General features: G+C 66.1%; 22 protein-coding genes. 9 read left to right on the top strand and 13 right to left on the bottom strand.

The genetic code is table 11. From position 1 onward, the window contains the following. Nucleotides 1-98 precede the first annotated feature (98 nt). Entirely contained in the window at nt 99-1,472 is a 1,374-nt protein-coding gene (locus AC0VYB_RS08875; RefSeq protein WP_475385241.1) for an ISL3 family transposase, read from the top strand. Here the strand turns inward: AC0VYB_RS08875 and AC0VYB_RS08880 are convergent. Continuing rightward, complete coding sequence (locus AC0VYB_RS08880; protein ID WP_125106311.1) at nt 1,463-2,032, bottom strand: BCCT family transporter; 570 nt, start codon at nt 2,030-2,032, stop codon at nt 1,463-1,465. The genes AC0VYB_RS08875 and AC0VYB_RS08880 overlap by 10 nt on opposite strands. Before the next feature lie 309 nt (nt 2,033-2,341). Here AC0VYB_RS08880 and ychF point away from each other — a divergent pair, with 309 nt between their 5' ends. Continuing rightward, complete coding sequence (gene ychF / locus AC0VYB_RS08885) at nt 2,342-3,436, top strand: redox-regulated ATPase YchF (RefSeq protein ID WP_125106310.1); 1,095 nt, start codon at nt 2,342-2,344, stop codon at nt 3,434-3,436. Nucleotides 3,437-3,705: 269 nt separating this feature from the next. On the opposite strand, the gene AC0VYB_RS08890 is transcribed toward ychF, so the two are convergent. After that, entirely contained in the window at nt 3,706-4,956 is a 1,251-nt protein-coding gene (locus AC0VYB_RS08890) for an IS256 family transposase (protein ID WP_125106309.1), read from the bottom strand. Nucleotides 4,957-5,186: 230 nt separating this feature from the next. Continuing rightward, on the bottom strand, nt 5,187-6,983 hold the full coding sequence (locus tag AC0VYB_RS08895; protein WP_475385242.1) for a carboxylesterase family protein: 1,797 nt from the start codon (nt 6,981-6,983) through the stop codon (nt 5,187-5,189). Between the two features lie 171 nt (nt 6,984-7,154). On the opposite strand from AC0VYB_RS08895, the gene AC0VYB_RS08900 reads away from it, so the two are divergent. Then, on the top strand, nt 7,155-7,550 hold the full coding sequence (locus AC0VYB_RS08900; protein WP_164509702.1) for a TetR/AcrR family transcriptional regulator: 396 nt from the start codon (nt 7,155-7,157) through the stop codon (nt 7,548-7,550). On the opposite strand, the gene AC0VYB_RS08905 is transcribed toward AC0VYB_RS08900, so the two are convergent. From AC0VYB_RS08905 to AC0VYB_RS08925, 5 genes are all read right to left on the bottom strand, one after another. Beyond that, on the bottom strand, nt 7,467-8,840 hold the full coding sequence (locus AC0VYB_RS08905) for an ISL3 family transposase (RefSeq protein WP_318604081.1): 1,374 nt from the start codon (nt 8,838-8,840) through the stop codon (nt 7,467-7,469). The genes AC0VYB_RS08900 and AC0VYB_RS08905 overlap by 84 nt on opposite strands. Before the next feature lie 313 nt (nt 8,841-9,153). Further along, entirely contained in the window at nt 9,154-10,179 is a 1,026-nt protein-coding gene (locus AC0VYB_RS08910; RefSeq protein ID WP_036340952.1) for a hypothetical protein, read from the bottom strand. Nucleotides 10,180-10,722: 543 nt separating this feature from the next. Beyond that, nucleotides 10,723-11,577: a nucleotidyl transferase AbiEii/AbiGii toxin family protein gene (locus tag AC0VYB_RS08915; protein WP_101623842.1), complete on the bottom strand. Its 855-nt coding sequence runs from the start codon at nt 11,575-11,577 to the stop codon at nt 10,723-10,725. Next, entirely contained in the window at nt 11,574-12,131 is a 558-nt protein-coding gene (locus tag AC0VYB_RS08920; protein ID WP_063249806.1) for a type IV toxin-antitoxin system AbiEi family antitoxin domain-containing protein, read from the bottom strand. The genes AC0VYB_RS08915 and AC0VYB_RS08920 overlap by 4 nt, the downstream gene beginning before the upstream one ends. A gap of 300 nt (nt 12,132-12,431) precedes the next feature. Next, nucleotides 12,432-13,100: a DUF998 domain-containing protein gene (locus tag AC0VYB_RS08925; RefSeq protein ID WP_475385243.1), complete on the bottom strand. Its 669-nt coding sequence runs from the start codon at nt 13,098-13,100 to the stop codon at nt 12,432-12,434. 222 nt (nt 13,101-13,322) lie between these two features. On the opposite strand from AC0VYB_RS08925, the gene AC0VYB_RS08930 reads away from it, so the two are divergent. Together AC0VYB_RS08930 and AC0VYB_RS08935 are read left to right on the top strand one after the other, a co-directional pair. Beyond that, complete coding sequence (locus tag AC0VYB_RS08930; RefSeq protein WP_223289863.1) at nt 13,323-13,718, top strand: DoxX family protein; 396 nt, start codon at nt 13,323-13,325, stop codon at nt 13,716-13,718. Nucleotides 13,719-13,792: 74 nt separating this feature from the next. After that, complete coding sequence (locus AC0VYB_RS08935; RefSeq protein WP_162909018.1) at nt 13,793-14,056, top strand: hypothetical protein; 264 nt, start codon at nt 13,793-13,795, stop codon at nt 14,054-14,056. A gap of 47 nt (nt 14,057-14,103) precedes the next feature. Here AC0VYB_RS08935 and AC0VYB_RS08940 read toward each other — a convergent pair whose 3' ends face one another. After that, nucleotides 14,104-14,637, bottom strand: a complete 534-nt coding sequence (locus AC0VYB_RS08940) for a YdeI/OmpD-associated family protein (protein WP_101623840.1) — start codon at nt 14,635-14,637, stop codon at nt 14,104-14,106. A gap of 212 nt (nt 14,638-14,849) precedes the next feature. On the opposite strand from AC0VYB_RS08940, the gene bioB reads away from it, so the two are divergent. Next, entirely contained in the window at nt 14,850-16,043 is a 1,194-nt protein-coding gene (gene bioB / locus AC0VYB_RS08945; RefSeq protein WP_193338302.1) for a biotin synthase BioB, read from the top strand. 273 nt (nt 16,044-16,316) lie between these two features. On the opposite strand, the gene AC0VYB_RS08950 is transcribed toward bioB, so the two are convergent. The 3 genes from AC0VYB_RS08950 to AC0VYB_RS08960 are packed head-to-tail and all read right to left on the bottom strand — an operon-like array spanning nt 16,317 to nt 19,561. Then, entirely contained in the window at nt 16,317-17,783 is a 1,467-nt protein-coding gene (locus AC0VYB_RS08950; RefSeq protein WP_475385244.1) for a 3-hydroxyacyl-CoA dehydrogenase NAD-binding domain-containing protein, read from the bottom strand. After that, nucleotides 17,780-18,691 (bottom strand): beta-keto acid cleavage family enzyme, encoded by a 912-nt coding sequence (locus AC0VYB_RS08955; RefSeq protein ID WP_009375510.1) that lies wholly within the window; start codon nt 18,689-18,691, stop codon nt 17,780-17,782. Before AC0VYB_RS08955 ends, AC0VYB_RS08950 begins: the two co-directional genes overlap by 4 nt. A gap of 12 nt (nt 18,692-18,703) precedes the next feature. Beyond that, nucleotides 18,704-19,561: a TetR family transcriptional regulator gene (locus AC0VYB_RS08960; RefSeq protein ID WP_009375514.1), complete on the bottom strand. Its 858-nt coding sequence runs from the start codon at nt 19,559-19,561 to the stop codon at nt 18,704-18,706. Between the two features lie 199 nt (nt 19,562-19,760). Here AC0VYB_RS08960 and AC0VYB_RS08965 point away from each other — a divergent pair, with 199 nt between their 5' ends. Further along, nucleotides 19,761-21,134 carry a pyridoxal phosphate-dependent decarboxylase family protein gene (locus AC0VYB_RS08965; protein ID WP_009375516.1) on the top strand — a complete coding sequence of 458 codons (1,374 nt, stop codon included), beginning with the start codon at nt 19,761-19,763 and terminating at the stop codon, nt 21,132-21,134. A gap of 77 nt (nt 21,135-21,211) precedes the next feature. Here AC0VYB_RS08965 and yczE read toward each other — a convergent pair whose 3' ends face one another. Further along, the gene (yczE, locus tag AC0VYB_RS08970) at nt 21,212-21,889 is read right to left on the bottom strand and encodes a membrane protein YczE (protein WP_063250621.1); all 678 of its coding nucleotides are present in this window, start codon (nt 21,887-21,889) and stop codon (nt 21,212-21,214) included. 93 nt (nt 21,890-21,982) lie between these two features. Here yczE and yczR point away from each other — a divergent pair, with 93 nt between their 5' ends. Continuing rightward, a complete protein-coding gene (yczR, locus tag AC0VYB_RS08975) occupies nt 21,983-23,428 on the top strand; it encodes a MocR-like transcription factor YczR (protein ID WP_227007049.1) in 1,446 nt (481 codons plus the stop codon). Continuing rightward, on the top strand, nt 23,425-24,414 hold the full coding sequence (locus AC0VYB_RS08980) for an arsenic resistance protein (protein WP_475385245.1): 990 nt from the start codon (nt 23,425-23,427) through the stop codon (nt 24,412-24,414). The genes yczR and AC0VYB_RS08980 overlap by 4 nt, the downstream gene beginning before the upstream one ends. Nucleotides 24,415-24,436: the final 22 nt, after the last annotated feature.

Below are 24,436 nucleotides of genomic sequence, written 5' to 3' on the forward strand. Positions count from 1 at the left end.
GCGGTTGAGCGTGGAGGTGTCGTGAGTCAAGGGGCTCGCGCCCTTGTTGGATGATGGGTTCTGCGAAGAATCACATCGTCTACCGAAGGACGCGAGCCATGTTCCAGCCTACGGGCCCACACCTGTCCCTGCCCACTGTCAGCAGCCCTGCCGAGCTCTTTCGGGATCCGGCCTCGGTGGTGTTCAACCTGGACGGTTACCAGGTTCTCGCAGCCTGTGATCTGCCGCTGGGCGGCCGGCGGGTCACCGCCGCTGCCAACAGCGTCGAGGCGGCCTGCCCTGACTGCGGGGTGGTCTCGACTCGGGTGCATCAGCGCACCCGCCAGAAGGTCAAAGACCTCGGCGTCGGCGGCAAAGACATCGAACTGGTGATCATCAAACCCCGGTTCCTCTGCAGCGAGGCCGCCTGTGCTCGGCGGACCTTCACCCAGGTCACCGACCAGCTTCCTTTCCGTGCCCGGTGCACCGCCCGGTTGAAGGAAGCCGCCGTCGAAGCAGTGCTGGATGAGGGGATGCCGATCTGGCGAACCTGCGCCCGCTACCAGCTTGGGTGGGCAACAATCAACACCGCCGTCACTGCCGATGCCCTCACCATCCCCGACCCCGACATGGTGCCGGTACGAGCACTCGGGATTGATGAGCACCGCTTCGCCCGCGCTAAGTGGTTCAAGCACCCCGAGACTGCTCAGTGGTGCCGGGTCGAACCGTGGATGTCGACCTTCGTCGACGCCGACACCGGCAACATCCTCGGCGTCGTCGACGGCCGCTCCAGCGCGAACATCACCCGCTGGCTGAAGCAACGCTCCCAGGCGTGGCTGGAGCAGCTGCAGGTGGTCGCGATCGATCCCTCCAGCGCGTTCCGCAACGCCGTACGCCAGGTGCTGCCGGCGGTGGAGATCAGCGTTGATCACTGGCACGTAGTCCGCCTCGGTAACCAGATGCTCACCGAGGTCCGTCAACGAGTCACCCGCGAAGTCCTGGGCCGGCGGGGCCGGAAAGAGGACTCGGTGTGGGCTCACCGGATGCTGCTACTCCGGGCAGGAGATCGACTCACCGACGCCGGACTCCACCGGTTAGAGCAAGTCCTCGATGATGAGGACTACGAGCAGGTCGCAGCTGCCTGGGCGGTCAAGGAGCGCCTGCGGGCCCTGCTGGCCGCCAAAGACATCCCAGCAGCCCAGAACGCCCGGATCGACTTCGAAATGGCCGTGGCCGCCGCTGACATGGCCGAGACCGATAAACTCGCCGCCACGGTGGCGAAGTGGTGGACCGAGATCAAAGTCTTCGTCCGCACCCAAGTCACCAACGCCAGGACCGAGTCGGCGAACACCGGGATCAAGCAGATCAAGCGCACCGGCCGCGGGTTCCGCAACCAGAAGAACTATCAATCACGTATCCTAGGCACCAGCGTCAGGCAGACACGCCGACGCCGCAGGACCCCCCACCAACAAGGGCTCCACGCTCAACGGTGAATAGCCCCTTTAGCACGCTTGCCAATGATGGGGTAGAGCGCGCTGCGGATAGACAGCGGCAGGTGGTAGCGATAGGCGAAGAGCCCGAATGCCATACCGGTAAGGGCGTACATCGCCCAACCTGGGATGCCGTAGTGGAACATAGTCCACAGGGCAGCCTCTTCAGCGGCCTGGAGGGTGCCTTCGGCTGCTCCGGGGCCTACTCGCAGGTTCGTGGCGGGACCAACTACGGAGAAGAACATCAGGTCTACGCCGATACCGGCGGCGAAGAGCATGGAGGCCCAGGTGAAAAGGCTGAACTTGGGTTTGGAGTGGTCGGGGCCAAGCCTCGTCTTACCGACGCGTGAGAATGCCACGATCAGTACGAAGATGACAATGATCGCCGCCGTAAGAATGAAGTACCAGCCCAGGTACTCACTGAGCCATGTGAACGCTGTTTCCAGCGTGGTGTAGGCGGTGCCCGGTGCAAGGGCGGCCCAGAGCGTGAAGGCCAGGATGAGCACCGCGGACACGATGAACACCGGCCAATTCACTTTGGAGACTGCAGACGCAGCTGCCATGATTTTCTACCTTTCAGTTCTTTACCTCGTCAGTCAGGCGCACGGCTGACGGGGCAGCCTTGCGCGGACCAAACATGCTTGTGCACAAAACATCCCTACGTTATTTCGAATCTGAAGTGAGACTCGCGAATTAGGAGGGGGCGGATTCTTGATTGTGGCGCATAGTCACGCGGAAAGGAGCAAGACGATAACGGGTCCTATTTGTGGGCAATATCACCTCATACTGGCACAGGGTGCTCCGAGACGGGAATCGGTGGAACGGACACTGGACTCGGCATAGCGGGGGCTCCCGCGGTAGGTTAGGGGATCGTGGCACTGACTATCGGAATCGTGGGACTCCCCAATGTGGGTAAGTCGACCCTCTTCAACGCACTGACCCGGCAGACGATCCTGGCGGCGAACTACCCGTTCGCGACCATTGAACCCAATGTGGGCGTGGTGAACCTGCCGGACGAGCGGTTGGGGAAGCTGGCCGAGATCTTCGGCTCGGAGAAGATCCTTCCGGCCACGGTGTCTTTTGTGGACATCGCCGGCATTGTGAAGGGCGCCTCCGAGGGTGAGGGTCTGGGCAACCAGTTCCTGGCCAATATTCGTGAGGCTCATGCGATCGCTCAGGTGGTGCGTGTCTTCGAGGATGAGAATGTCATCCATGTGGACGGCAAGGTGGATCCCACCTCTGACATGGAGACCATCAACACTGAGCTGATCCTGGCTGATATGCAGACCCTGGAGAACGCGATCCCGAAGTTGGAGAAGCAGGTCTCGGGTAAGAAGGCTGATAAGGCCACCCTGGATGCTTACCGGGAGGCGCTGACCGTGCTGGAGGCGGGGGAGACGGTGTTCTCCAAGGCTTCATCACTGGATATGGATCAGCTGGCGCAGATCAGCTTGCTGACCGCTAAACCGTTCATCTATGTCTTCAACGCAGATGAGGGTGTGCTGGGTTCTCCTGAGCGTCAGAAGGAGCTGGCGGATCTGGTGGCACCGGCTGAGTCGGTGTTCCTTGACGCCAAGCTGGAGTCTGATCTGGTGGATCTCTCTGAGGAGGAAGCCCGCGAGATGCTGGAGCTCAACGGTCAGGAGGAGTCCGGTCTGGATCAGCTGGCACGCGTGGGCTTCAACACCCTGGGGCTGCAGACCTACCTGACGGCGGGCCCGAAGGAGACACGCGCCTGGACTATCCCGCAGGGCGCGACAGCGCCGGAGGCGGCTGGTGTGATTCACACTGATTTCCAGCGTGGCTTCATCAAGGCCGAGATCGTCAGCTTCGATGATCTGGTGGCTGCCGGCTCCATGAACGAGGCCAAAGCCGCCGGAAAGGTCCGCCTGGAGGGCAAGGACTACGTCATGAAGGACGGCGACGTGGTCGAGTTCAAAAGCGGATTAACCTCTGGGCGGCGCTGACTGCCTACGCAGAATTACAGCAGTGATGCTGAATGGTGGCGGTTGGAAGACTGCCTCGATTCCCTCACACTGCTGTTCTGGCTGGTTTGGTAGCCGAGGGTAGGTACTGTGTGGGTGTGTTCGGTACCTCCTGGGTAGGCAGCCAGGGTGCTACCCAAGGTGCTGCGACTTTTGACCCGCTGATTGTGGGTTCGATCCCCACAGGAGGTCAAGTCCTGAGTAGTGGTGTATGAGTCGTGTTCGCGGTGTGCTCTCGTTTCAGGGTGTGTTCAGGCGGGGATGGCTTCGAGGGTGGGCTCTGTGGTGCTCACCTCCTGACTGCTGGTGGGCTCGAGGGCCTGGGCTGCTTCGATGGCTTCCAGCGAGAGGTATCGGCGGGCTTCTGCCCATTCATCGTGCTGCTCAGCCAGCACCGCTCCGACCAGCCGGGTGATGGAGTCGCGGTCGGGGAAGATCCCCACGACATCGGTGCGGCGGCGGATCTCGCGGTTGAGTCTCTCGTTGGGGTTGTTGGACCAGACTTTGCGCCAGATGGCCTTGGGGAAGGCGGTGAAGGCCAGGATGTCTTCCCGGGCGGCGGCGAGGTGGTCAGCGACCTTGGGCAGCTTGGCATCGAGGTCCTCAACGACTCGGTCGAACTGGGCATGGACGGCCTCAGGGCCGGGCTGGTCATAGATGCTGTGCAGCAACGCCCGCACTGCTGGCCACTGCTGCTTGGGAGTGATGCTCATCAGGTTCACCGCGTAGTGGGTCCTGCACCGCTGCCAGGCTGCCCCAGGCAGGGTCGCGGCCACCGCGGCCTTCAGCCCGGGGTGGGCATCAGAGGTGACCAGCTTGACCCCGGACAGGCCCCTTGCGACCAGGTCGCGGAAGAAGGAGAGCCATCCGGCTCCGTCCTCAGCAGAGGTGACCTGGACCCCGAGGATCTCACGGTATCCGTCGCTGTTGACTCCGGTAGCGATCAGCGCGTGGACGTTGATCACTCGCCCATGCTCACGGACCTTGATCACCATCGCGTCTGCGGCGACCAGGGTGTAGGGCCCGGCATCCAACGGCCGGGTGCGGAAGGCCTCGACCTGCTCATCGAGCTCGGCGGCCATGTCACTGACCTGGGACTTCGACAGGCTGGTGATCCCCAAAGAGCCGACCAGCTTGTCCATCCGGCGGGTGCTGACACCGAGCAGGTAGCAGGTGGCCACCACCGAGGTCAGAGCCCGCTCCGCGCGTTTCTTGCGCTCCAGCAGCCAGTCGGGGAAGTAGGAGCCTTCCCGCAGCTTCGGGACTGCGACATCGATGGTCCCAGCCCGGGTATCGAGCTCTCGGTGCCGGTAGCCGTTGCGCCGGTTGCTCCGGGATGCATCACGGGCACCGTACTCGGCCCCACAGACCGCGTCAGCCTCGGCCGAGAGCAGGGTGTTGATGAAGATCTGCAGCAGTTCCCGAATCAGGTCCGGAGAGGCCTGCAGGACCTCTTTCTCCAGAAGGGCCTTCAGGTCGATACTGGAAGGGGTGACGGTCATCGTCGTGGCTCCTTTCGAGAGTGCTGTGAGAGGTTCACTCGAAAGAACACGCGGTGGCCGTCACTGTCATTCCAACAGCCAGCTCACCGAGGCTCGTACACCACTATCCCGGACGCTACTCCACAGGACGCACCAGATCGTCGTCCACGCCGCCGGCATCACCCGCGCCAGAGACGCCGCCCCAGCAGCAATGCCCCGGCCGCCAGACCGAGCAGCACTGCACCTGCAGCTCAGACCCGCCCCCATCCGATGACAGCACCGATGACTCGTGGGTCGTATGTGTTGGTGCCGGCGTACTGGAATGGGGTGAGGCCTTCCAAGCCGGGCTCGGCACCGTTGAAGGACAGCTCGCCCCACGCCTGTCTGGCGGCCGGATATGGGTCGCTCTCGACGCGCAGGTCAGTGTCCATGATTAAGGTGGACCTGGTGTCCTCGTCGTACTGAGTCCAGGTTGTCTCCGCGGTGGTCGGAGTCTGCCCCTGGGCGAAGGAGACCCACAGATCCTGAACCTGCTCGGAGAGGCGACGGTTGGCGGCATCGTCGGCGACGAACGTCGTGGCGGCGCCGGTGGTGCCGAAGACGAATGGAAGCTCCACCGCGTGCGGGGAGCCCAGAGCGCCGTCCATGTCTATGGTCGGAACGGTCGCGAGGTACATGTGGGTCTCGACGCCGCGGGCTGAGAGCGCATCGGCCATGCGGATCGCCGGCATGCGGAACCCGACGTCGCCGATCATCGCCAGCTGCAGCTCCGAGTCAGTCAGATCCGGGCGTTCGGTCCGATACGCCTCGATGACCTCATCAGCGCGGTCGCTGACCAGGGCCTCCAGCCAGGGACGCGAATAGACCAAGGGGAGTCGTCGGATCACAGGCAGTGGGTAGTACCAGTAGCGGGCCTCGTCGAGTGTGGTCCCGATGATCACCGGTGTGCTCGGGCCATCTGGTGAGGCGATCCGCGCAGACGGCAGTTCGGGGATGAGCCCGCCATCGACCACCGGGTGGAACACAGTGTCGAAGAACTCGGAGGAGTACAGCTTCGATGCGGCCCGGAGCATCTGTTCGGTGCTGAGCTCGAGCACCTCCGCCAGGTTCTTCACCCGAGCCTTCTTGGCGAAGGTCTTCGCCACGCCTGCGGCCCACTTGCGGGAGGCTACAGTGCCGGCGGTGCCGCTTTGCAGAATGGCCCGATCATAGAGTCCATCAGCCTCCGGGGCTCCCATGAGTGCGGAGATGCTGATCGCGCCAGCAGATTCACCTGAGACCGTCACGTTCCGCGGATCCCCGCCGAAGGCAGCGATGTTCTGCCGGACCCACTGCAGTGCGGCCATCTGATCCTTCAGGCCGTTGTTCATGCTCTGTGCGTACTCGGGGCCGAGGTCGCTGAGCGCGACGAGCTCCTTGGTGCCGTCGGCGCGGACGCCGACCATGACGAGCAGGCAGACCTTGTCCTGGGTCAGGCGGACCTTGAGGTGGATCCCGTCGACCCACACGTACACGTAGTCGGTCTCGGCCAGCGACCGCTGGTTGAACGCGGCGGCCTCGGCCTGCCACTGCTCGGTCAGCCGGGTGATCGTCTTGGCCGATAGTCCGGAGGCGGTGCCCAGGAACTGCTCCAGCGCCGGAGCGAAGTCCGAGCTCGACAGGCCGTGCAGGTACAGCAGCGGCAGCACCTCGGCCAGCTGCGGGGACTTGCGGGCCCACGCGGGCAGGATCGCCGAGGCGAACCGCTTGCGCTGACCGGTGGCCTCATCCACCCGCCGGTCGTTGACCCGAGGCTGCCGGACCGGGACCGCACCAGCGGCGGTGGTCACCACCCGGGGCGCGTGGTACCCGTTGCGCACCACGAGCCGGTGGCCGTGCTCGTCGACCTCCTCGATGAACCGCTCAATGTAGGCGGCGACCTCGGCCTGCAGCGCGGCCGCGAGCATCTGCCTGGCGCCATCGCGCACGATCTCATCCAGCAGCGACCCACCCCCAACGGTGGTCGCGTCGACGTTGGACTTGGTGCTCTCCTGGACTACCTTGAGCATGGGCGTACCTTCCCGAGCCGGCGCGCCAACGCCGACCCTGATCAGAACTTGTATGGGCTTCAGATCTTGCTCGGGAGGTACGCCACTTTCACGTCACCCCGCCGAGGGCCATCCACAGGTTCTGATCATTGCTCTATTGTCATTAATGACAAACAAAAGGGAGGAGTGGTTGTGGGGCGTCCAAGTCTGGCGGAGGAGCGGATCGCGACGATCCTTGCTGCGACCGGTCGTTCTATCGCCCGCAACGGCGTAAATGGCACCACCCTGGAGAAGGTTGCCGCCGAGAGCGGAATGAGTCGCAGCCATATTCGGCACTATGTCGGCAATCGGGCTGACCTCATCGCGCTGTTCCGGACCCGGATCCTTCAGCGCTACGCGCCGCCGAGTCTTGCTGATGCTGAAGTGACCGGTATCAGTGCCACGGAGTACGCCTTGAACTTCCTGTTCGACCATGAAGTCGATCTGGACGAGTATGCCGGCTATTCACCGTTGAGCGTGGAGTCCCTGTTGGTGGGGGATCCTGCGGCGTCGGCGTGTCTGCCTGACGCTGGTACCCAGAATACGTGATTGGTAGTTCCTCTGGTTGCGGAATCCGCGGCCAGTACGCTTGATCTGTTTGATCCCGGTGTTCGCGGATTCGGTCCTGGCGTTGGTGACCTGGGTGCGGACGAAGACCTTGATCTCGGTCCACCAGTTCGCGACCGTGGCGGCGAGCTTATCGGTCTCGACCATGTCAGCGGCGGTGACCGCCATTTCGAAGTCGATCCGGGCGTTCTGGGCTGCTGGGATGTCCTTGGCGGCCAGCATGGCCCGCAGGCGCTCTTTGACTGCCCAGGCAGCTGCGACCTGCTCGAAGTCGGCGTCGGCGAGGACTTCTTCGAGCCGGTGCAGCCCAGCATCGGTGAGTCGGTCTCCGGCTCTTAGCAACAGCATCCGGTGAGCCCACACGGAGTCTTCTTTGCGGCCTCTGCGGCCCAGGACTTCGCGGGTGACTCGTTGACGGACTTCGGTGAGCATCTGGTTACCGAGGCGGACTACGTGCCAGTGATCAACGCTGATCTCCACCGCCGGCAGCACCTGGCGTACGGCGTTGCGGAACGCGCTGGAGGGATCGATCGCGACCACCTGCAGCTGCTCCAGCCACGCCTGGGAGCGTTGCTTCAGCCAGCGGGTGATGTTCGCGCTGGAGCGGCCGTCGACGACGCCGAGGATGTTGCCGGTGTCGGCGTTGACGAAGGTCGACATCCACGGTTCGACCCGGCACCACTGAGCAGTCTCGGGGTGCTTGAACCACTTCGCTCGAGCGAAGCGGTGCTCATCGATCCCCAGCGCCCGCACCGGCACCAGGTCCGGGTCAGGGATAGTGAGCGTATCGGCTACTACTGCGGCGTTGATCGTTGCCCAGCCCAACCGGTGACGGGCACAAGCCCGCCAGATCGGCATCCCCTCATCCAGCACCGACTCGACAGCGGCGGCCTTCAACCGGGCGGTGCACCGGGCACGGAAGGGCAGCTGGCTGGTGACCTGAGTGAAGGTCCGCCGAGCACAGGCAACCTCGGTGCACAGGAACCGAGGCTTGATGACTATCAGCTCGATGTTCTTGCCGCCGACGCCGAGGTCTTTGACCTTCTGGCGGGTGCGCTGATGCACCCGGGCCGAGATCACCCCACAGTCAGGGCAGGCCGCCTCACTGCTGTTGGCCGCGGCGATGACCCGGCGGCCACCCATCGGCAGATCACACGCTGAGAGCACCTGGTAGCCGTCGAGGTTGAACACCACCGAGGCCGGATCCCGAAAGAGCTCGGCAGTGCTGCTGGCAGTGGGCAGGGACAGGTCAGTGCCCGTAGGCTGGAACATGGCTCGCGTCCTTCGGTAGACGATGTGATTCTTCGCAGAACCCATCATCCAACAAGGGCGCGAGCCCCTTGACTCACGACACCTCCACGCTTAACCGCGAATGGCCAGTAAAACCCCTTATGTGGCCGTCATCACGATGATCGCTTAATACCTGTCGAGCAGACTCCTGCGCAGTATCTCGCAGGAACTCACCTGCCTTTTGAAAGTGACTATTCATCGCACTCCTTCCTCGATTCTGCTAGCCGGGCGAGGCTGGCAGCGTACGTCAACTTGCCTTCGTCGCACCGATGCCGCTGGCGAACGCCGTCGCGGTTCAAAACGGAGTCTCGGCGTTCGTGGACCACGGACTGGTTGGCGTTGGCGGCAACGCACCTTCTGGGAGCGGTAGGTTTGCGACGACGTAGAGGTTCAAGATGTCGTCGCGATCCATGAACATGATCTGGCTGCGCTTGTGGGCGTCGAGTGCGTTGCCGAGCCAGTTGCGCGCCGCCTTGGTGATCTCGCCGCCCGCCACGATGAAGGCATGATCGACCAGGACGCGACGATTGGTCTCGGGGTCAAAGATCTCGTGCGCCAGCATCATGAGCGCCTGGTTGTGGATCTCAGCCATGTTGGCGTTACCCGTCTTGGTTGCCCCCGAAGCGTCGAGCTTGCCCTTCTTCGCCTGGATTCCGAAGTAGAGAATGTGCTGCGTCGGCAAGGTGTATCGCATCCAAATGTCCTTGCCGTACTCCAGAGCCTTATCCTTGTGCCCGGCAGCCGTGATGCGGTGGTAGCCAAGCTGTCTGAACATCGGGAGTAGCACCTCCTCGATGAGGTCATCCTCGCTGCACTCGTTGAGGTACGCCGTCAGGAGTTGCCGCCGTTCCAGCTCAGCCTTGCTGAAGGGTCGGTGGGGGTTGGTGGCAAGGATGGTCACGGTCTGGGTGCCGACATGACGCAGATAGCAGTGGTTGTCTTCGCCATAGAATGCCTCGAAACCTTCGCGGCCAAGGACCTCGTTGAGTTGCGCGAGCGCCCGAGGACGGTCTGACCCTTCGTTGAGACGATCGGCCGGGCTCATCAGCTGATCGATGAGGCGACAGAAGATCTCTGGCGGGCGGTTGGGTCCGTCGTGCGGTTCGGCCAGCATCTGTTCCAGCACATCTGCCACCCAGCGGTGGCGAGTGGAACCGTCATGCTGGTACTCAGTCTCCAGCTCTTGGAAGAACGAGGTGATGTACATGCTGGACCGGTAGGGGAAGTACTTGGCTTCGTCCTCATTTTCCGCGTCGTCACGGCCCGTGTTGCCCACGATGAGGTCAGCAAGAGCTTCGAGGTTGCGGCGCTTAAACTTCACGGTGCCATTATCGCAAGTGAAGCCGACAGGCCTCCGGACTCAGCAACGCTCGTGTGCCGCAGCTCGTGCACGGTCACCTCGGAGTGTGCAGCACAAGGGGACGTCAGAACAAGTCTCTCGTGTGCGTCCAGACGGTCATCCGATGCACGTTGAACCGCTGACAGATCGAGACCACGCTCTCACCGTTCGCGCGGGCTGTTCGGATAGCGTCCACTTGGCTCTCCGTGAGGGGTGTTCTAGCTCGTCTCCTAGGGTTCACGACGACTCCCGGCTCATCGTCAGCTGCGCCGTCCGGCTGGTCGCCGAGCACGAGCTTCGCCTGATTCCACGCGGAACTCAGCCGCTCCAATCGCTGCCAGGTGTTCGGTTTGAGTCCACCCGCGTCCACCCCATGAAGTGTCGCGACATCGTTCCTACGGTGTCGCGACACATTGCTCTTCTGTCGACAGAGATCACGGTTCGAAGCGGCGACAACGGGTTCTCTGTGGTTGCGACAGTCAGACCTCCAACGCTTCGACAGGCGCACAGGCGCTAAGTGCGAGCTTACGTGGTGTCTCCGAGATCGAATACAGGGTCGAGGTACGAAGACACCAGTGCCATCTGCTCATCGAGGTCCGCTTCGCAGACTGCTTCCAGTCGCTCCTTGCGACGCCACGCTGCCCATTTAGCCTGCCCGATCCGCCCGTAGCCGACGACGTGTGGCGCAACGGGTTCGAGGGTGACGCCGCGGTAGCGGGCAACGGCCAGAGCGGAGCGGAATAGCTCGTCACTGTCGATGCCCTGCCGGCCGAGCTGGACGATGTCGACGTAGTCGCGCCACCTCGTGCTCGTGATGCCCCGCTCCAGGATGGTGACGCCCTTCTCGGCGATCGTGGTTTCGGGTGCATAGCCGAAGAGCACGATCGGGTCTCCCAAAATGCGGTCGATGCGTACCTGCCGAGGCGCGGGCACTATCGGATCTCCGGTGGAGACATCCCACGGCGCGGTGCCCTTCCACGGTCCGATCGACGCACCGACCCGCACCCGGAAGCCTGGGTAGTCGGCGTGCTCGCGGATCTCCTGCACACTGAGCGAGCCGAGATCGAACGCTACCCCGTCGCCGGTCTCGATGGCATTGATGTCGTGGACGACCTCAATGAGGTGATCGGCGGTGACGTCGGCTCCGATGGCATTCGCGTCGGCGTCTTTGGTCGGACGACGTACACCGTAGGCGGCCAGCAGGATCCCGCCTTTGAGCACGAAGTCCTCGGCATGAGCAGTGCGGGAGAAGCGATCGAGGAACGATTCCAGCGTGTGCCGGATCAGATATTCCTGCGTCGGCGCACCTGTCCCAACCTTCGTGCCCGCGGCGCGTGCCGCGGATTGGACGCGGCGGAACACTTCATCGCCCGTACTCACGACAGCGCCTCCAAAGCCTGAAGCACGGGAGATTTCGCGCGAGGAAGCCGAGAGGAGATCTCCATGAGCCGAGCAGGTTTCCCGCCACGACGCAGCCACTCCTTCAGCGACTCCCGCGCCAGCTCATACCCGACCTCGCCCCGCAGTCGGAACGCGTCAGCGATCGATCGCTCAGGCGAATAGATCCGGATCGCCTGATCCGTGCCCGGAATCAGGATCTCCTCACGTCCGATGTCAAATGTGGACCGGTCGAACTGATGCCAGGCGATAGCACCATCGCTCGCCGGTGTGCGCGACCCACGCGGGATCGCGACATCCAAAGCGGCGGGGATCACATCTGTCAGATCGTGGTGAGCAAGTGCTGAGGCCAAACAGATCGTCGCATTCGGGCGACGAGCAGCGGCCTCGATCCAGTCCCAGTCCGCCGCAGCCGCATCCGCCGGAAGGTATATGCCCCGCGCGACTCGCGCCAGTCGCCCCTCGCGAACCGCACGGTACAGCCCGCTGCGTGACATGCCGGCTTCCTCGGCCGCGCTCGGCCTCAACGTCGCCATCGTCGCCACCCTTCAAATGATACAAACTGTATACACGTAAGCATATCTGATGACGAATTGTGCCACGACGGGCGGCCGAGAGGAAGCATGCGTCCAACCCGCCGCCAATGCCCCGTCGACGCGACCGATGGCAACCGGCAGGTGTGGCATCTGCCGGACCCGCATAGTGTTCATGGCCCGCCTGTGAACGCCGCCGACCGAGGGTTGCCTGCGACTCTTCGGGCCTCGTGCGGTTTGAGTCGTCGTCCAGTGCAGGACCGCCTGGCATGTGCGAGGGATCGGCCCTTCCCGACAATCGGGTCAGCGCACTGGTTCGTCCGAGGCGCCGATTTCGTGGTGACTGCGCTGGGCGAGAACGGCGACGCCCACCGCGGCGGTCCATACGGTCAGTGTGTCGAACGAGAGGCGTTCGGCGATGCCGAAGCTCAGTCCCGGAATCGCGGCCCCGTCGAGCGCGAGAAGGAACGCTGCGAACCCGATGACCGAGACGATGACGGTCGCGATCGTCAGCCCTCGGAAGAGTCCGCGGCCGGCCGAGACGGCGAGGAGGATCATCGCCACCCACTGTGCCAGGGCCTGGATTGCGGCAGCACTGTCGTGGAGGCCCGGTTGGAGATCCCATGGCGCGAAGCCGACGACCACGACACAGGCCCCGACCACGGCCATGAGAATCGTCCCTACGCGACCGGATCGGCTGGACCAGCGTCCGTGGAGGAGGATAGCCCCGAGCGCCGTGAGGACACCGGAGGCGACCAAGCCGATGTTGAACACGGCGAACCACGGTGAGCACACCTCCCTGGGTTGGCCGCCTTCGGTGAACAGGCCGCAGACGGTGACTCCGAGATCGCTGATCGCATTCGCCGTCGCGGAGTAGCCCTGCGGCCACTGCACGGCGACGACGAGCTGGATCGGCAGAAGCACGGCACTGGCCACCCACAGTACGGCTCCGATGCGCCATCGCTGAGTCATCACGTCCCACGCTTCGGCCGGAGCATCCGAACCATCGCGCCGTGCTCGCCGGTGCGGCTCGACTGACGGTGGGGCTCCGAAGGGTTCATCGTAGGGCACCGATCGGCGGCGGCACCCTTCCGACGCAGTCGGTGCGTGTCGTGTGGTGTCCGGTTCCGGCAAGGTGACTCGCCGGCGGGGAGGAGCGCGGAACGTCGGCGGATCTCAGGCACAATCGTGTCCATGACCTTTTCACCAGGCAAGCGAGGGCGCGGAAGGTCGACGACTCCGCGCGCCCTCTTCATGAGCGGTCTTCTCGGCTTCGCCGGGACCATGCACTTCATCCGACCGCAGCCGTTCGATTCGATCGTTCCGCCCAGCCTCGGCAACCGGCGCGCCTGGACCTATGCCAGCGGCGTCGCCGAGATCGGCTGCGCGGCACTCCTCGCCGTTCCCGCCACGCGACGCCTCGGCGGTGCGGCGACGGCGGCGCTCATGGTCGCTGTGTATCCAGCCAACATCTACACCGTGGTCAAGCACTGGAAGTCACCGAAGGGCCGCGCGATCGCGCTGGCCAGGCTGCCCCTGCAGATCCCGCTCGTGCAGATGTCATGGGCAATCGCCCGCAACGGCGACTGACTCCTTGGGAGTGGCTGTGACTGCGTATGAAACGGCGACCGCGCAGTCTGTCTGCCCGGTGGTACTTATAGTCCATGGACATCGCGATCGTTTCCCCAGACACGGAAATCGTCTGCGCACAGTTAGCCGAGGTTGACGGATTTCGATTCGAATGCTGGGGAGAGCGGGCAGGACAGCGTCTTCCGGGTACGGTGCGTGTGCGGGACCTCGGGGGGCTCGACGAGGAGCTTGCCATGGCGGGCCTGCAGGCGATTCCGACCATCGCGATCGATGCGATGCGACGTGATCGCTCGAGGCCGGGCACGGTCTACGCGACGTCCGTGATCTCTGTCAGTTGATCTCAGGCAGGCGCGACGATGCTCCGCAGAATTGCTGTGATGCCGCCTCAGCTCAGACTGATGAGCTTTCCGCTCTTCGACAGCTCCGGATCCGTGCAGGACGACAGGTCGAAGCAGCACGGCCGACGCTTGCCGTTCTCGAGCTTGTCGATGGCAACGCCGACGCGCTTGGCGCGGGTCGCCTCGCTCTTCGTCGCCTTGATCCAGCGCACCCACTCCCAGCGGGCCATCGGGGTGAGGCTCTCCCAGATGTCATCGAGATCGCCGGCCTCATCGAGCGCCGACCGCAGATCCTCGGGAACGACGACCTCCGGCCACGCCTTGGTCGGGGTGAGCGAGACATGCACGGACTGACCGTCGCTCAGCCCCGTCTGGTCGTCGAGGTTGAGCCAGTGCCCCCTCATTCCGTCGGGTTCGACGACGGTAGGGAACTCTGCCCCGTCGACGACCGCCTCGGCGGCCACCTGACCGCGTGAGGGCAGTTCCGCACTGGCCTCGGCCGGCAACCGGACGAGGACGCGGTCGCCGAGGGTCTCCACCTCGGCGTCGAACGTGATCTCTGCCTGCTTCGTCGTCGTCATGGTTCTCCTCAAGCTGAACCGGATATGGGGGTGAGCCGCCCGGAGGCGGACGGATCTGAGGACTCCAGGATAGCCTCGGCGGATCAGCGGGGACTTCTCGAATCCTGACGGATGCGGCCGGGCGCACGAGTGGGCAGGCCGGGGTACGGCAGCGGCATCGGAGATGCGAACGGTGAATTGACTTTTCCTGAACACTGTTCAATGATCTGGGCATGACGATGATGACGACTCTCGCCGAACGCGCCTGTGCCGGTGACCCTGCGATCGCCGAGGAAGCGCTGACGATCCTGCGGTCCGCCGACGACGAACTCCTCGACCTCGTCGCCGCCGCCGGCCGCGTCCGGCGGCACTTCTTCGGCCGATCGGTCAAGGTCAACTATCTCGTCAACCTCAAGTCGGGTCTCTGCCCCGAAGACTGCGGCTACTGCTCCCAGCGACTTGGTTCGGACACCGAGATCCTCAAGTACTCGTGGCTGCCGGGCGACGAAGCCCGCCGTCAGGCCGAGTTCGGACTGGCCGGAGGCGCCTCCCGCGTCTGCCTCGTCGCCAGCGGTCGCGGGCCCTCGAACCGGGACGTCGACCGTGTCGCGGCGATGACCGAGGACATCAAGGCGAACAATCCCGACGTCGAAGTCTGTGCGTGCCTCGGCTTCGTCAAGGACGGTCAGGCCGAGCGCCTGCGCACCGCCGGGGTCGACGCCTACAACCACAACCTCAACACCGCGGAGTCGAACTACGCGGAGATCTGCTCGACCCACACCTTCGCCGACCGCGTCGACACCGTGCAGCAGGCACGCACGGCCGGACTCTCCCCGTGCTCGGGACTCATCGTCGGGATGGGGGAGTCCGACGAGCAGATCGTCGAGGCGATCCTCGCCCTGCGCGACCTCGACGCCGATTCGATCCCGGTCAACTTCCTCATCCCCTTCGAAGGCACGCCGTTGGCCGGCACCTACGAGCTCACCCCGCAGCACTGCCTGCGCATCCTCTGCGCCGTGCGGCTGATGTGCCCCGACAGCGAGCTGCGCATCGCCGGTGGACGGGAGATGCACCTGCGCACCCTCCAGCCGCTCGCCCTCCACGTCGCGAACTCCCTCTTCCTCGGCGACTACCTCACCAGCGAGGGACAGGACGCCGAAGCCGACCTCGACATGATCGTCGACGGCGGCTTCTCCATCATCGGTCACGAGAGCGCCGAGGCGCTGCGGGACCGGGTGCGCGCCGAGAAGGCCGCGCACACCGCCGCCTTCGGCGCACCGGAGCCGACCGACGAGGCCGCACCCGCCTCGACCCTGCCGTGCGGGAAGACCGTCCCGAGCGGAGCCTCCGACGACGGCCGTGAGAACGTGCTCGTCCCGACCATCCGCCGTCGCGGCGCCGGCACCACGGTCTCACCGAATGCGTGATGACGCCCTTGCGATGAGTGCCCGCGGAGGCGACCTGCGACCAGCACCACCCGGAGCGTCACGTCCTACCTCTGCAGACGTAGGACGTGACGCTCCGGGTGGTGTGTGGCGTTCTTCGCCGCGGATATGACGCTCGGGGTGCGATCCACTGCTACGGGTGCGTTGTGCGCTCGAAGCACGGATTCACCGTTGCGGGTGCGATGACGGTCTCTGAGGCCCCGGCCTGGACGGCGTTCGACTGACCAACCCCGGCCGGTCGAACGCCGTCATCGATCAGCCGACGCTGCGCCCGCTCCACTCCGGGGTGGAGCGGGCCACCTCGGCGATGCGCTCAGCGATCTCCGCTGGGAACCCGACGGCCCGGTCCGCGTTCTGATCGACGTGGAGGGCAAGGATCTCCTCGGTCGCGACGACCCGGTCGTCGACGAGCATCTCGTAGGCGAGATGGAGCTTCTTCGCCCCCGCGAACACGAGCCGCGGACGCACGGTCAGCGTCGCCCCGAGCGAGACCTCGTCGAGGTAGCGCACATGCGACTCGACGGTGTAGAGGGAGCAGCCGCTCGCCGCACGATAGGCGGCGTCGAGACCGAGCTCGTCCATGACCTGATCGGTCGCGAAGCCGAAGACGAGGACGTAGAACGCCTCGGAGAGGTGCCCGTTGTAGTCGATCCACTCCTCACGCACCGGCGTCGAATAGTCGGCGAGCTGCCGCCCCTCCACCGTTGCCGAGGCGGCGGGCGCGGAGGCCGTCGCCGAGGATTCGTCGGCCGACTGCGGAGTCGCGTCACCGGCGAGGGAGGCCGTGAGCCTCCGCAGGGCGACGATGCCGGCATCGCGTTCGGCGACGAGATCGGCGATCGACCGCTCGTCGGCCTCGTCCTCGCACCCGGCGACGACGGCGTCGCGCAGACCTGTCGTCAGCTCCGGGGCCTCGAGCCGGGTCCACGGGGACTTGAGCGAGGGCCCGAAGTGGTCGAGCATGTGCCCCATCCCGCCGGGTCCGCCGGCGAGGTGGAAGGTGAGCATCGGTCCGTGGAAGGGCCAGCGCAGGCCGGGTCCGTCCGTGATCGACCGGTCGATCTGCTCGACGCTCGCCTCACCAGCAGCGACCATGTGCAGGGCCTCGCGCCACTGCGCCTCCTGGAGGCGGTTGGCGATGAACCCCGGCACCTCACGGTCCATGCGGATGACGGACTTCCCGATGAGGTCGTAGAACTCCGCTGCCCAGTCGACGGCCGCGGGCGCGGTCGCCTCCCCGCCGACCACCTCGACGAGGGGGATGAGGTAGGGCGGATTGAACGGATGCCCGACGACGAAGCGCTCGGGGCGGGCCACCTCGGTGGCCATCTCCGTCATCGCGTACCCCGACGTCGAGGAGCCGACGAGCACCGAGGCGGGGGTGAGCGCGTCGATGTCGGCGAGCAGCTGCCGTTTGAGGTCGAGGTTCTCCGGGGCCGACTCCTGGACGAAGTCGGTGCCGGCCAGCGCCTCGGCGAGGTCGGTGTGCACCGTCCACGCATTCCGGTCGGCACCGTCGACCATGTCGAGTTCGGCCAGGGCCGGCCATGCGGCGTCGATGAGGCGGGCGAGCCTGTCCCCGGCGTTCGGGTCGGGGTCCCACACCTTGACGGTGAACCCGCGGGCGAGGAAGTAGGCGGCCCAGCCGCCGCCGATCGTGCCCGCCCCGATGCACGTGATCGTGCGGACGGAGCCGGGGTCGGGGAAGGAGGTGTCGGTCACAGATCGGCTCCCTTCGCGGTCGGGGTCTGCACGCGGAGATCGAGGATCTCGCGCGCCTCGGCGGGGGTGGCGACCTCGGCCCCGAGGTCCTCGATGATCGAGACGGCACGGTCGGTGAGCGCCTCGTTCGTCGCCTTGACGCCCTTGGAGATGTAGAGGTTGTCCTCGAGGCCGACGCGGGCGTGACCGCCGGCGAGGACGGACTGCGCGACCCACGGAAGCTGGTTGCGTCCGATCGCGAACGACGTGAACTCGGCCCCCTTGGGCAGGAGATGGACCATCGCCTGGAGGAGGCCGGCGTCGACCGGGGCGCCGTAGGGGATGCCCATGCACAGCTGGTAGAGCGGCGGCGGATCGATGAGCCCCTCCTCGACGAGGACGTTGGCGAACCAGAGGTTGCCGGTGTCGAAGATCTCGAGCTCGGGGCGGACGCCGAGCGTCTGGATCTTCTTCGACCCCTCGCGAAGCATGTCGGGGGTCGAGACGTAGAGGTTCGAGCCCTCACCGAAGTTGAGCGAACCGCAGTCGAGGGTGCAGATCTCGGGCAGGAGCTCCTCGACGTGGGGGAGACGCTCGAGGGCATTGACGAGATCGGTGCCGGGCATGTGCGTCGTCGGATCCTGCGGGTCGATGACGAGGTCACCGCCCATGCCGGCGGTGAGGTTGATGACCGGGTCGACGTCGGAGGCGCGGATGAGGCGGACGACCTCCCGGTAGTAGGCGACCTCCCGCGAGCCCTGCTTGGTCTCGAGGTCGCGGACGTGGATGTGGACGACCGACGCGCCCGCGCGGGCGGCGGCGATCGCATCGGCGGCGATCTCCTCGGGGGTGACCGGCACGTGCTCACTCTTGCCCGTCGTATCGCCGGCGCCGGTGACGGCGCACGTGAGGATGACCTTGCGATTCATGATGACTCCTCGTCAGTCGGTGGATGGGTCGGTTGTGCCGGGCGCGATGATCGCCCGCTGTACGTAGTCCTCGAGACGGTCACGGAACGTCGGGACGTCCATGATCCCGGTGACGACCTTGATGCCGAGTCCGTCGAGGACGGAGGTGAGCTCGTCGGTCATCGGTCCGGAGTCTCCGGGACGGAACACTCCGCGGGCCTGGCCGTCCTCGATCGTCGCCCGCACCGTGCGCGACCACCGGTCGTAGCCGGCCGGATAGGCCGATTCGTCGGGATCCTCGACGGCGAGGCGACTCCACGTCTGGATCCAGATCGACCACTCGCTGCGGGCGCGGGGACCGATCGGGGACTGCAGCTCGAGGAGCCGCTCGAGGCGACGCCTGGGGGAGACGATCTCATCGAGCCACGCGACCTGCCGGTCGAAGGCGAGCTTGACCGAGAACTCGAGGGTGGCGTCGAAGAGTTCGGACTTGCCGTCGAAGTGGTAGTGCACGGCCGCGCTCGAGACTCCGGCCGCCTCGGCGATGTCGGCGATGCGCACCGCGTCGTAGCCGCGGCGGGCGAAGAGATCCCAGGCGGTTTCGACGATGAGACGCCGCGGCGAATCCGGATCGACGGCGGCGGCCGGGGCCGCGTCGCGCAGCCCGGTCGGCACGGCCGAGACCGTCGATTCGTCTCCGAGCAGCCAGCGCACCGTCACCCCGGTCGCCGTGGCGAGGCCGAGGAGCTCTTCGGCGGTGAACCTGCGCCGACCCGAGAGCGACTTCGACAGCTTCGTCTCGTCGATGCCGATGACTCGAGCGAGATGACGCTGGGACAGTCCGCTCTCGGCGACGGACTCCCGTGCTCGAGCGGCGATCGTGGCAGCCATGCTTCGAACCTACCCGAGCCCCTGCGGGAATCGCAAGCATATGTGATGAGAAGTCAGAACTTGCGATCGGTGGATTCGGGAATCGCCGGGCGGTCGCGGTCCGGTGGTCGGTCGTTCCGGGTTGCGTTCGCCCCGCCGACCTCCCGCAGCGGATATCCTCGAACGGATGAACACCACGCACTCACCCTCGGAGGCACCCATGGACACCGATCTCCACTCCCGCATGCACGTCGTCTCCGATGAGACCCAGAACCTCGTCAACCTCGTCCTCGACTACTCCCGACGCCGGACCCTGTCCGTCGACACCCCGCTCGACCATCCGATGAAGGATTCCGAGCTCACCCGCCTCGCCGGTCCGACGATCAGCGAGGAGGGCGTGGGATCGGCGCGGGCGCTGGCGATCTTCGAGCACATCTTCGCTCCTGCCTGCATCACCACCGACCACCCGAAGTACCTCTCCTTCATCCCCAGCGCACCGACGAAGGCCGCTGTCGCCTTCGACCTGGTCGTCTCCGCCAGTGCCCTCTACGGCGGCTCGTGGCTCGAGGGCGCGGGAGTCGTCCACGCCGAGAACGAGGTCCTCTCGTGGCTCGCCGCCGAGTTCGGTCTGCCGAAGACGGCAGGCGGCGTCTTCGTCCAGGGCGGGACGATCGGCAATCTCTCCGCCCTCGTGGCCGCCCGTGAGGCCCAGAAGGCGAAACTCGGGGACAAGCGCCCCGGCCGCTGGGTCATCGTCTGCAGCGCCGAGGCGCATTCCTCCGTCGCCTCGGCCGCCGCCGTCATGGACGTCGACGTCGCCCCCGTTCCCACCGACGACGACGGCATCCTCCGTCCCGACGGGGTGCGTGCGGCCCTCGAGGAGCACGGCGACGCCGTCATCGCCGTCGTCGCGACCTCGGGCACGACGAACTTCGGCACGATCGACGACATCGCCGGGATTGCCGCCTTGAAGAAGGAGTTCGACTTCTGGCTCCACATCGACGGCGCCTACGGCCTCGCGGCGATGCTCTCTCCGCTGGCCAAGCACAAGTTCGCCGGCGTCGAGGATGCCGACTCGGTCATCGTCGACCCGCACAAGTGGCTCTTCGCCCCCTTCGATGCCTGTGCGCTCATCTACCGCGACCCGCGCAACGGGCGCCGTGCGCACACCCAGCACGCTGAGTACCTCGACACGCTCACCGAATCCGACGAGTGGAGCCCCTCGGACTACGCGATCCAGCTCACCCGCCGGCCCCGCGGCCTGCCGCTGTGGTTCTCCCTGGCCAGTTACGGGGCGGAGACCTACCGGGCGGCGATCAGCCATTCGATCGAGCTTGCCCGCGAGATCAGCACCGAGATCAGGAAGCGGCCCAACCTCCGCCTCGTCCGCGACCCCGAGCTCTCGGTCGTCGTCTTCGAACGCGTCGGCTGGGAGCGCGCGGACTACGACGCGTGGTCGGACCGGCTTCTCGAAGAGCAGCGGGCCTTCGTCGTGCCCAGCTCGCACAAGGGCAAGCCGAATGCGCGGTTTGCGATCGTCAATCCGCTGACAACCTTCGACGACCTCGTCGACATCCTCGACACGATGGAATGAGGCTCATCGGCACCGTGCGTGCCCGATGACGACGGCGACCGGCCGGGTGCCCGCAACGGGCACCCGGCCGGTGCCGTTCACTCGTCGGGCGAGGCCGTGCGGCGGGGGCGGAGTGCGACGGTGAAGAAGGGCAGCAGCGCCTGGGTGATCGGTCCGATGCTCACGGCGTAGAGGGCGGTGCCGATGCCGACGACGCCGCCGAGCGCCCAGCCGACGGCGACGACGGTGACCTCGATGAGTGTGCGCACGAGGCGGATCGAGCGTCCCGTGACACGGGAGAGGCCGGTCATAAGCCCGTCGCGGGGTCCGGGCCCGAGCTGTGAGCCGATGTACATCGCCGAGGCGACGCCGTTGAGGACGACGCCTGCGACGAGGAGGACGATGTTCCACCCCAGCGCCTCTGGGCGGGGGAGGAAGAGGAGCGTGAGGTCGAGCGCGGGACCGATGCTCAGCGCATTGAGCACGGTGCCGAGCCCCGGCTGCTGTCGCAGCGGGATCCAGGCGAGGAGGACGAGCACCGAGGTGATCGTGATGATCGTGCCGAAGGTGAGCGGGACGTGGCGGAGGATCCCCGAGTGGAGGACGTCCCAGGGGATCATGCCGAGACCGGAGACGACGACCATCGCCATCGACGCGCCGTAGAGGTAGAGGCCGACGACGAGCTGGAGAAGCCGGCGGGGGAGTCGGCCGCCTCGGAGCTGTTCGAGGGGACCGGCGTTCGCCAGTTCCCGGCGCTGCGGTGGAGTCGTGGGCATGGAGTGCTCTTTCGGTGGGGTCTGTGTTGTCGTCACCCCATCATGGACCGGATTGGCATTGCGAAAAAGAGCCAATTGCAGGAAAGTGGTTCTATGACGACGATGAGCGCCCGACGACTCGCAGCCATCATCGGCACGGGACCGTGGCCCGCCCCGGCCTACGACTCCCTGGCCGGGACGATCGCCCACGCCATCACCGACGGCCGCGTTCCCGTCGGCGTGCGCCTGCCGAGCGAACGGGAACTCGCCGCAGCGCTCGGCCTGTCGCGGACGACGTCGACGCGGGCCTATGCGCAGCTGCGCGAACTCGGCTACGTGCGCACCCGCCGCGGTTCGGGCAGTCTCGTCGAACTGCCGCAGGTGCCCGGCGGCAGGATCGACCACCTCCTCTCACCGACCGGTCCCGCCGCCGACGGGATCGACCTCACGTGCACTGCCACCGTCGCCCCCATCGGACTCCTCGACGCCTATGAACGCGCGCTCTCCCAGCTCCACGCGTACCTTCCCGGCACGGGGTACTACCCCTCGGGGATCCCGCAGCTGCGCGAACTCATCGCCGACCGGTACACCCGTCGCGGACTGCCCACCCGTCCCGACGACATCCTCATCACCTCCGGGGCGCTCGGTGGTGCCGCCATCGGCATCCGCGCGCTGCTCAACGGCAGCGGCGGCGTGCTCGTCGAGAGTCCGAGCTACCCGAATGCGATCGCGACGATCGCCGCCGCCGGCGCCCGCATCGTGCCCTATCCGCTCGAGATCACCGAGGCGGGACACCACTGGGACGTCGCGGCGATGGGGCAGACGATGCGCGAAGGGCGAGTGCGCGCCGCCTATCTCATCCCCGACTTCCACAACCCCACCGGTGCCCTCATGCCGACCGAACAGCGCGTCGAACTCGCCGAGGAGCTCACCCGCTCCTCCGTCGTGCCTGTCATCGACGAATCCCTCGTCGACCTCGGGCTCGACGGGATTGCACCGCAGACCCCACTCGGTGCATTCGCGCCCGACGCGATCTCCGTGGGGAGCATGAGCAAGGTCTTCTGGGGCGGCGTGCGCATCGGCTGGATGCGGGTGCCCGCGTCCCGAATGGACGACGCCGCGGCCGTGCGCCTCACCCTCGACCTCGGGGCACCGGTGCTCGAACAGCTCGTCGCCGCCGAGCTCCTCGCCGCCGACGACGCGATCCTCATGCAGATGCGCGCCCGCCTTGCCGTCGCCCGTGACCGACTCGTCGACGACCTCCGGGCGCTCCTGCCGAGCTGGCACGTCGTCGTGCCGTCCGGGGGCATGGCCCTGTGGGTGCGCCTGCCCGAGGAGCGCTCCGGAGCCCTCGTCTCCGCTGCGCTCGCGCATGGGCTCACGCTCGCCTCAGGGCCGAACTTCGCCCCCGCCGGTGGTCTCGACCGCTGGATCCGCGTGCCCTTCACGGTCGCCGAGGCGGAGCTTGCCGACGTCGCCCCCCGCCTGGCCGCGGCGTGGGAGGATGCACAGGCGATGTCCGATCCGCGCCCAGCCGATCGCGCGCGGATCGTCGCATGAGCACCGGCGCGGCTGCCGTCTCGGAGTGGCTGACCCGGCATACGGCGCCGGCCTGTCTCGGTGCCATCGTCATCGGCGTGCTGCTCGGCACGCTCGTCCCCGGTCCCGGCGAGGCGGCCTCAGCCCTCGTCACACCGGCCCTCGTCGTCCTCCTCGTCACGACGTTCACCGAGATCCCGCTCGAACGGCTCACCGGGATGCGCGGTGGGGGACGCTTCGCCGTCACCGTCCTCGTGCTCAACTTCGTCCTCGTCCCCCTCGTCGTCGCGGGCCTCCACTGGGCGATCCCGCTGGCGAGCACGATCGTCGTCGCCGTCCTCATCGTCCTCCTCGCCCCGTGCATCGACTACGTCATCGTCTTCACCGGCCTCGCCGGCGGCGCAAGCGCACGCCTGCTCGCGCTCACCCCCGTCCTCATGGTCGTCCAGATCGTCCTCCTTCCGGTCTGGCTGCGCCTCATCCTCGGTGAGCGTGCGACCGTGCTCATCACCCCGGGCCCGTTCCTCGCAGCCCTCGTCACCTTCATCGTCGTCCCCCTTCTCGCCGCGCTGGTCCTCCGTCTGCTCGCCCGCCGCTCGGCCTGTGCCCGACGCACCCTCAGCGTCAGCGAGCACGTGATGATGCCGGTCATGCTCCTCACGTTCATCGTCATCACCGCCGCCGAGGTGCGCACCGTCCTGCCGTACCTGCCCGACCTCGGACCGGCGGTCCTCGCCTGCGTGCTCTTCGCAGCCGTCATGGTCGGCCTCGGATGGGGCATCGGCCGGGTGGTGCTCGCCGACGGAGGAGAGAGGCGTGCGCTCGTCTTCACCGGGGTGACCCGCAACTCCCTCGTCGTGCTTCCGCTCGTCCGCGCCGTCGATCGTGAGGGACCCGGCACGGCCGCCGTCGTCACGCAGACTCTCGTCGAACTCGTCGTCATGGCTGTCCTCGTCTGGCTCGTCCCGCGGATAGTCCCCTCAACTGCGATGTCCGAAAACCGCTAGCACTGGTCTCCTGGGAGGAGCA

The sequence above is a fragment of the Brevibacterium sp. Z349TD_9 genome, assembly GCF_056173565.1.

Excerpts from the sequence above, each read along its gene's own strand:
- AC0VYB_RS08875 (WP_475385241.1), top strand. The coding sequence starts at position 99 with ATGTTCCAGCCTACGGGCCCACACCTGTCCCTGCCCACTGTCAGCAGC.
- AC0VYB_RS08880 (WP_125106311.1), bottom strand. The coding sequence starts at position 2,032 with ATGGCAGCTGCGTCTGCAGTCTCCAAAGTGAATTGGCCGGTGTTCATC.
- AC0VYB_RS08890 (WP_125106309.1), bottom strand. The coding sequence starts at position 4,956 with ATGACCGTCACCCCTTCCAGTATCGACCTGAAGGCCCTTCTGGAGAAA.
- AC0VYB_RS08895 (WP_475385242.1), bottom strand. The coding sequence starts at position 6,983 with ATGCTCAAGGTAGTCCAGGAGAGCACCAAGTCCAACGTCGACGCGACC.
- AC0VYB_RS08905 (WP_318604081.1), bottom strand. The coding sequence starts at position 8,840 with ATGTTCCAGCCTACGGGCACTGACCTGTCCCTGCCCACTGCCAGCAGC.
- AC0VYB_RS08920 (WP_063249806.1), bottom strand. The coding sequence starts at position 12,131 with ATGGCGACGTTGAGGCCGAGCGCGGCCGAGGAAGCCGGCATGTCACGC.
- AC0VYB_RS08925 (WP_475385243.1), bottom strand. The coding sequence starts at position 13,100 with ATGACTCAGCGATGGCGCATCGGAGCCGTACTGTGGGTGGCCAGTGCC.
- AC0VYB_RS08930 (WP_223289863.1), top strand. The coding sequence starts at position 13,323 with ATGACCTTTTCACCAGGCAAGCGAGGGCGCGGAAGGTCGACGACTCCG.
- AC0VYB_RS08935 (WP_162909018.1), top strand. The coding sequence starts at position 13,793 with ATGGACATCGCGATCGTTTCCCCAGACACGGAAATCGTCTGCGCACAG.
- AC0VYB_RS08940 (WP_101623840.1), bottom strand. The coding sequence starts at position 14,637 with ATGACGACGACGAAGCAGGCAGAGATCACGTTCGACGCCGAGGTGGAG.
- bioB (WP_193338302.1), top strand. The coding sequence starts at position 14,850 with ATGACGATGATGACGACTCTCGCCGAACGCGCCTGTGCCGGTGACCCT.
- AC0VYB_RS08955 (WP_009375510.1), bottom strand. The coding sequence starts at position 18,691 with ATGAATCGCAAGGTCATCCTCACGTGCGCCGTCACCGGCGCCGGCGAT.
- AC0VYB_RS08960 (WP_009375514.1), bottom strand. The coding sequence starts at position 19,561 with ATGGCTGCCACGATCGCCGCTCGAGCACGGGAGTCCGTCGCCGAGAGC.
- AC0VYB_RS08965 (WP_009375516.1), top strand. The coding sequence starts at position 19,761 with ATGGACACCGATCTCCACTCCCGCATGCACGTCGTCTCCGATGAGACC.
- yczE (WP_063250621.1), bottom strand. The coding sequence starts at position 21,889 with ATGCCCACGACTCCACCGCAGCGCCGGGAACTGGCGAACGCCGGTCCC.
- yczR (WP_227007049.1), top strand. The coding sequence starts at position 21,983 with ATGACGACGATGAGCGCCCGACGACTCGCAGCCATCATCGGCACGGGA.
- AC0VYB_RS08980 (WP_475385245.1), top strand. The coding sequence starts at position 23,425 with ATGAGCACCGGCGCGGCTGCCGTCTCGGAGTGGCTGACCCGGCATACG.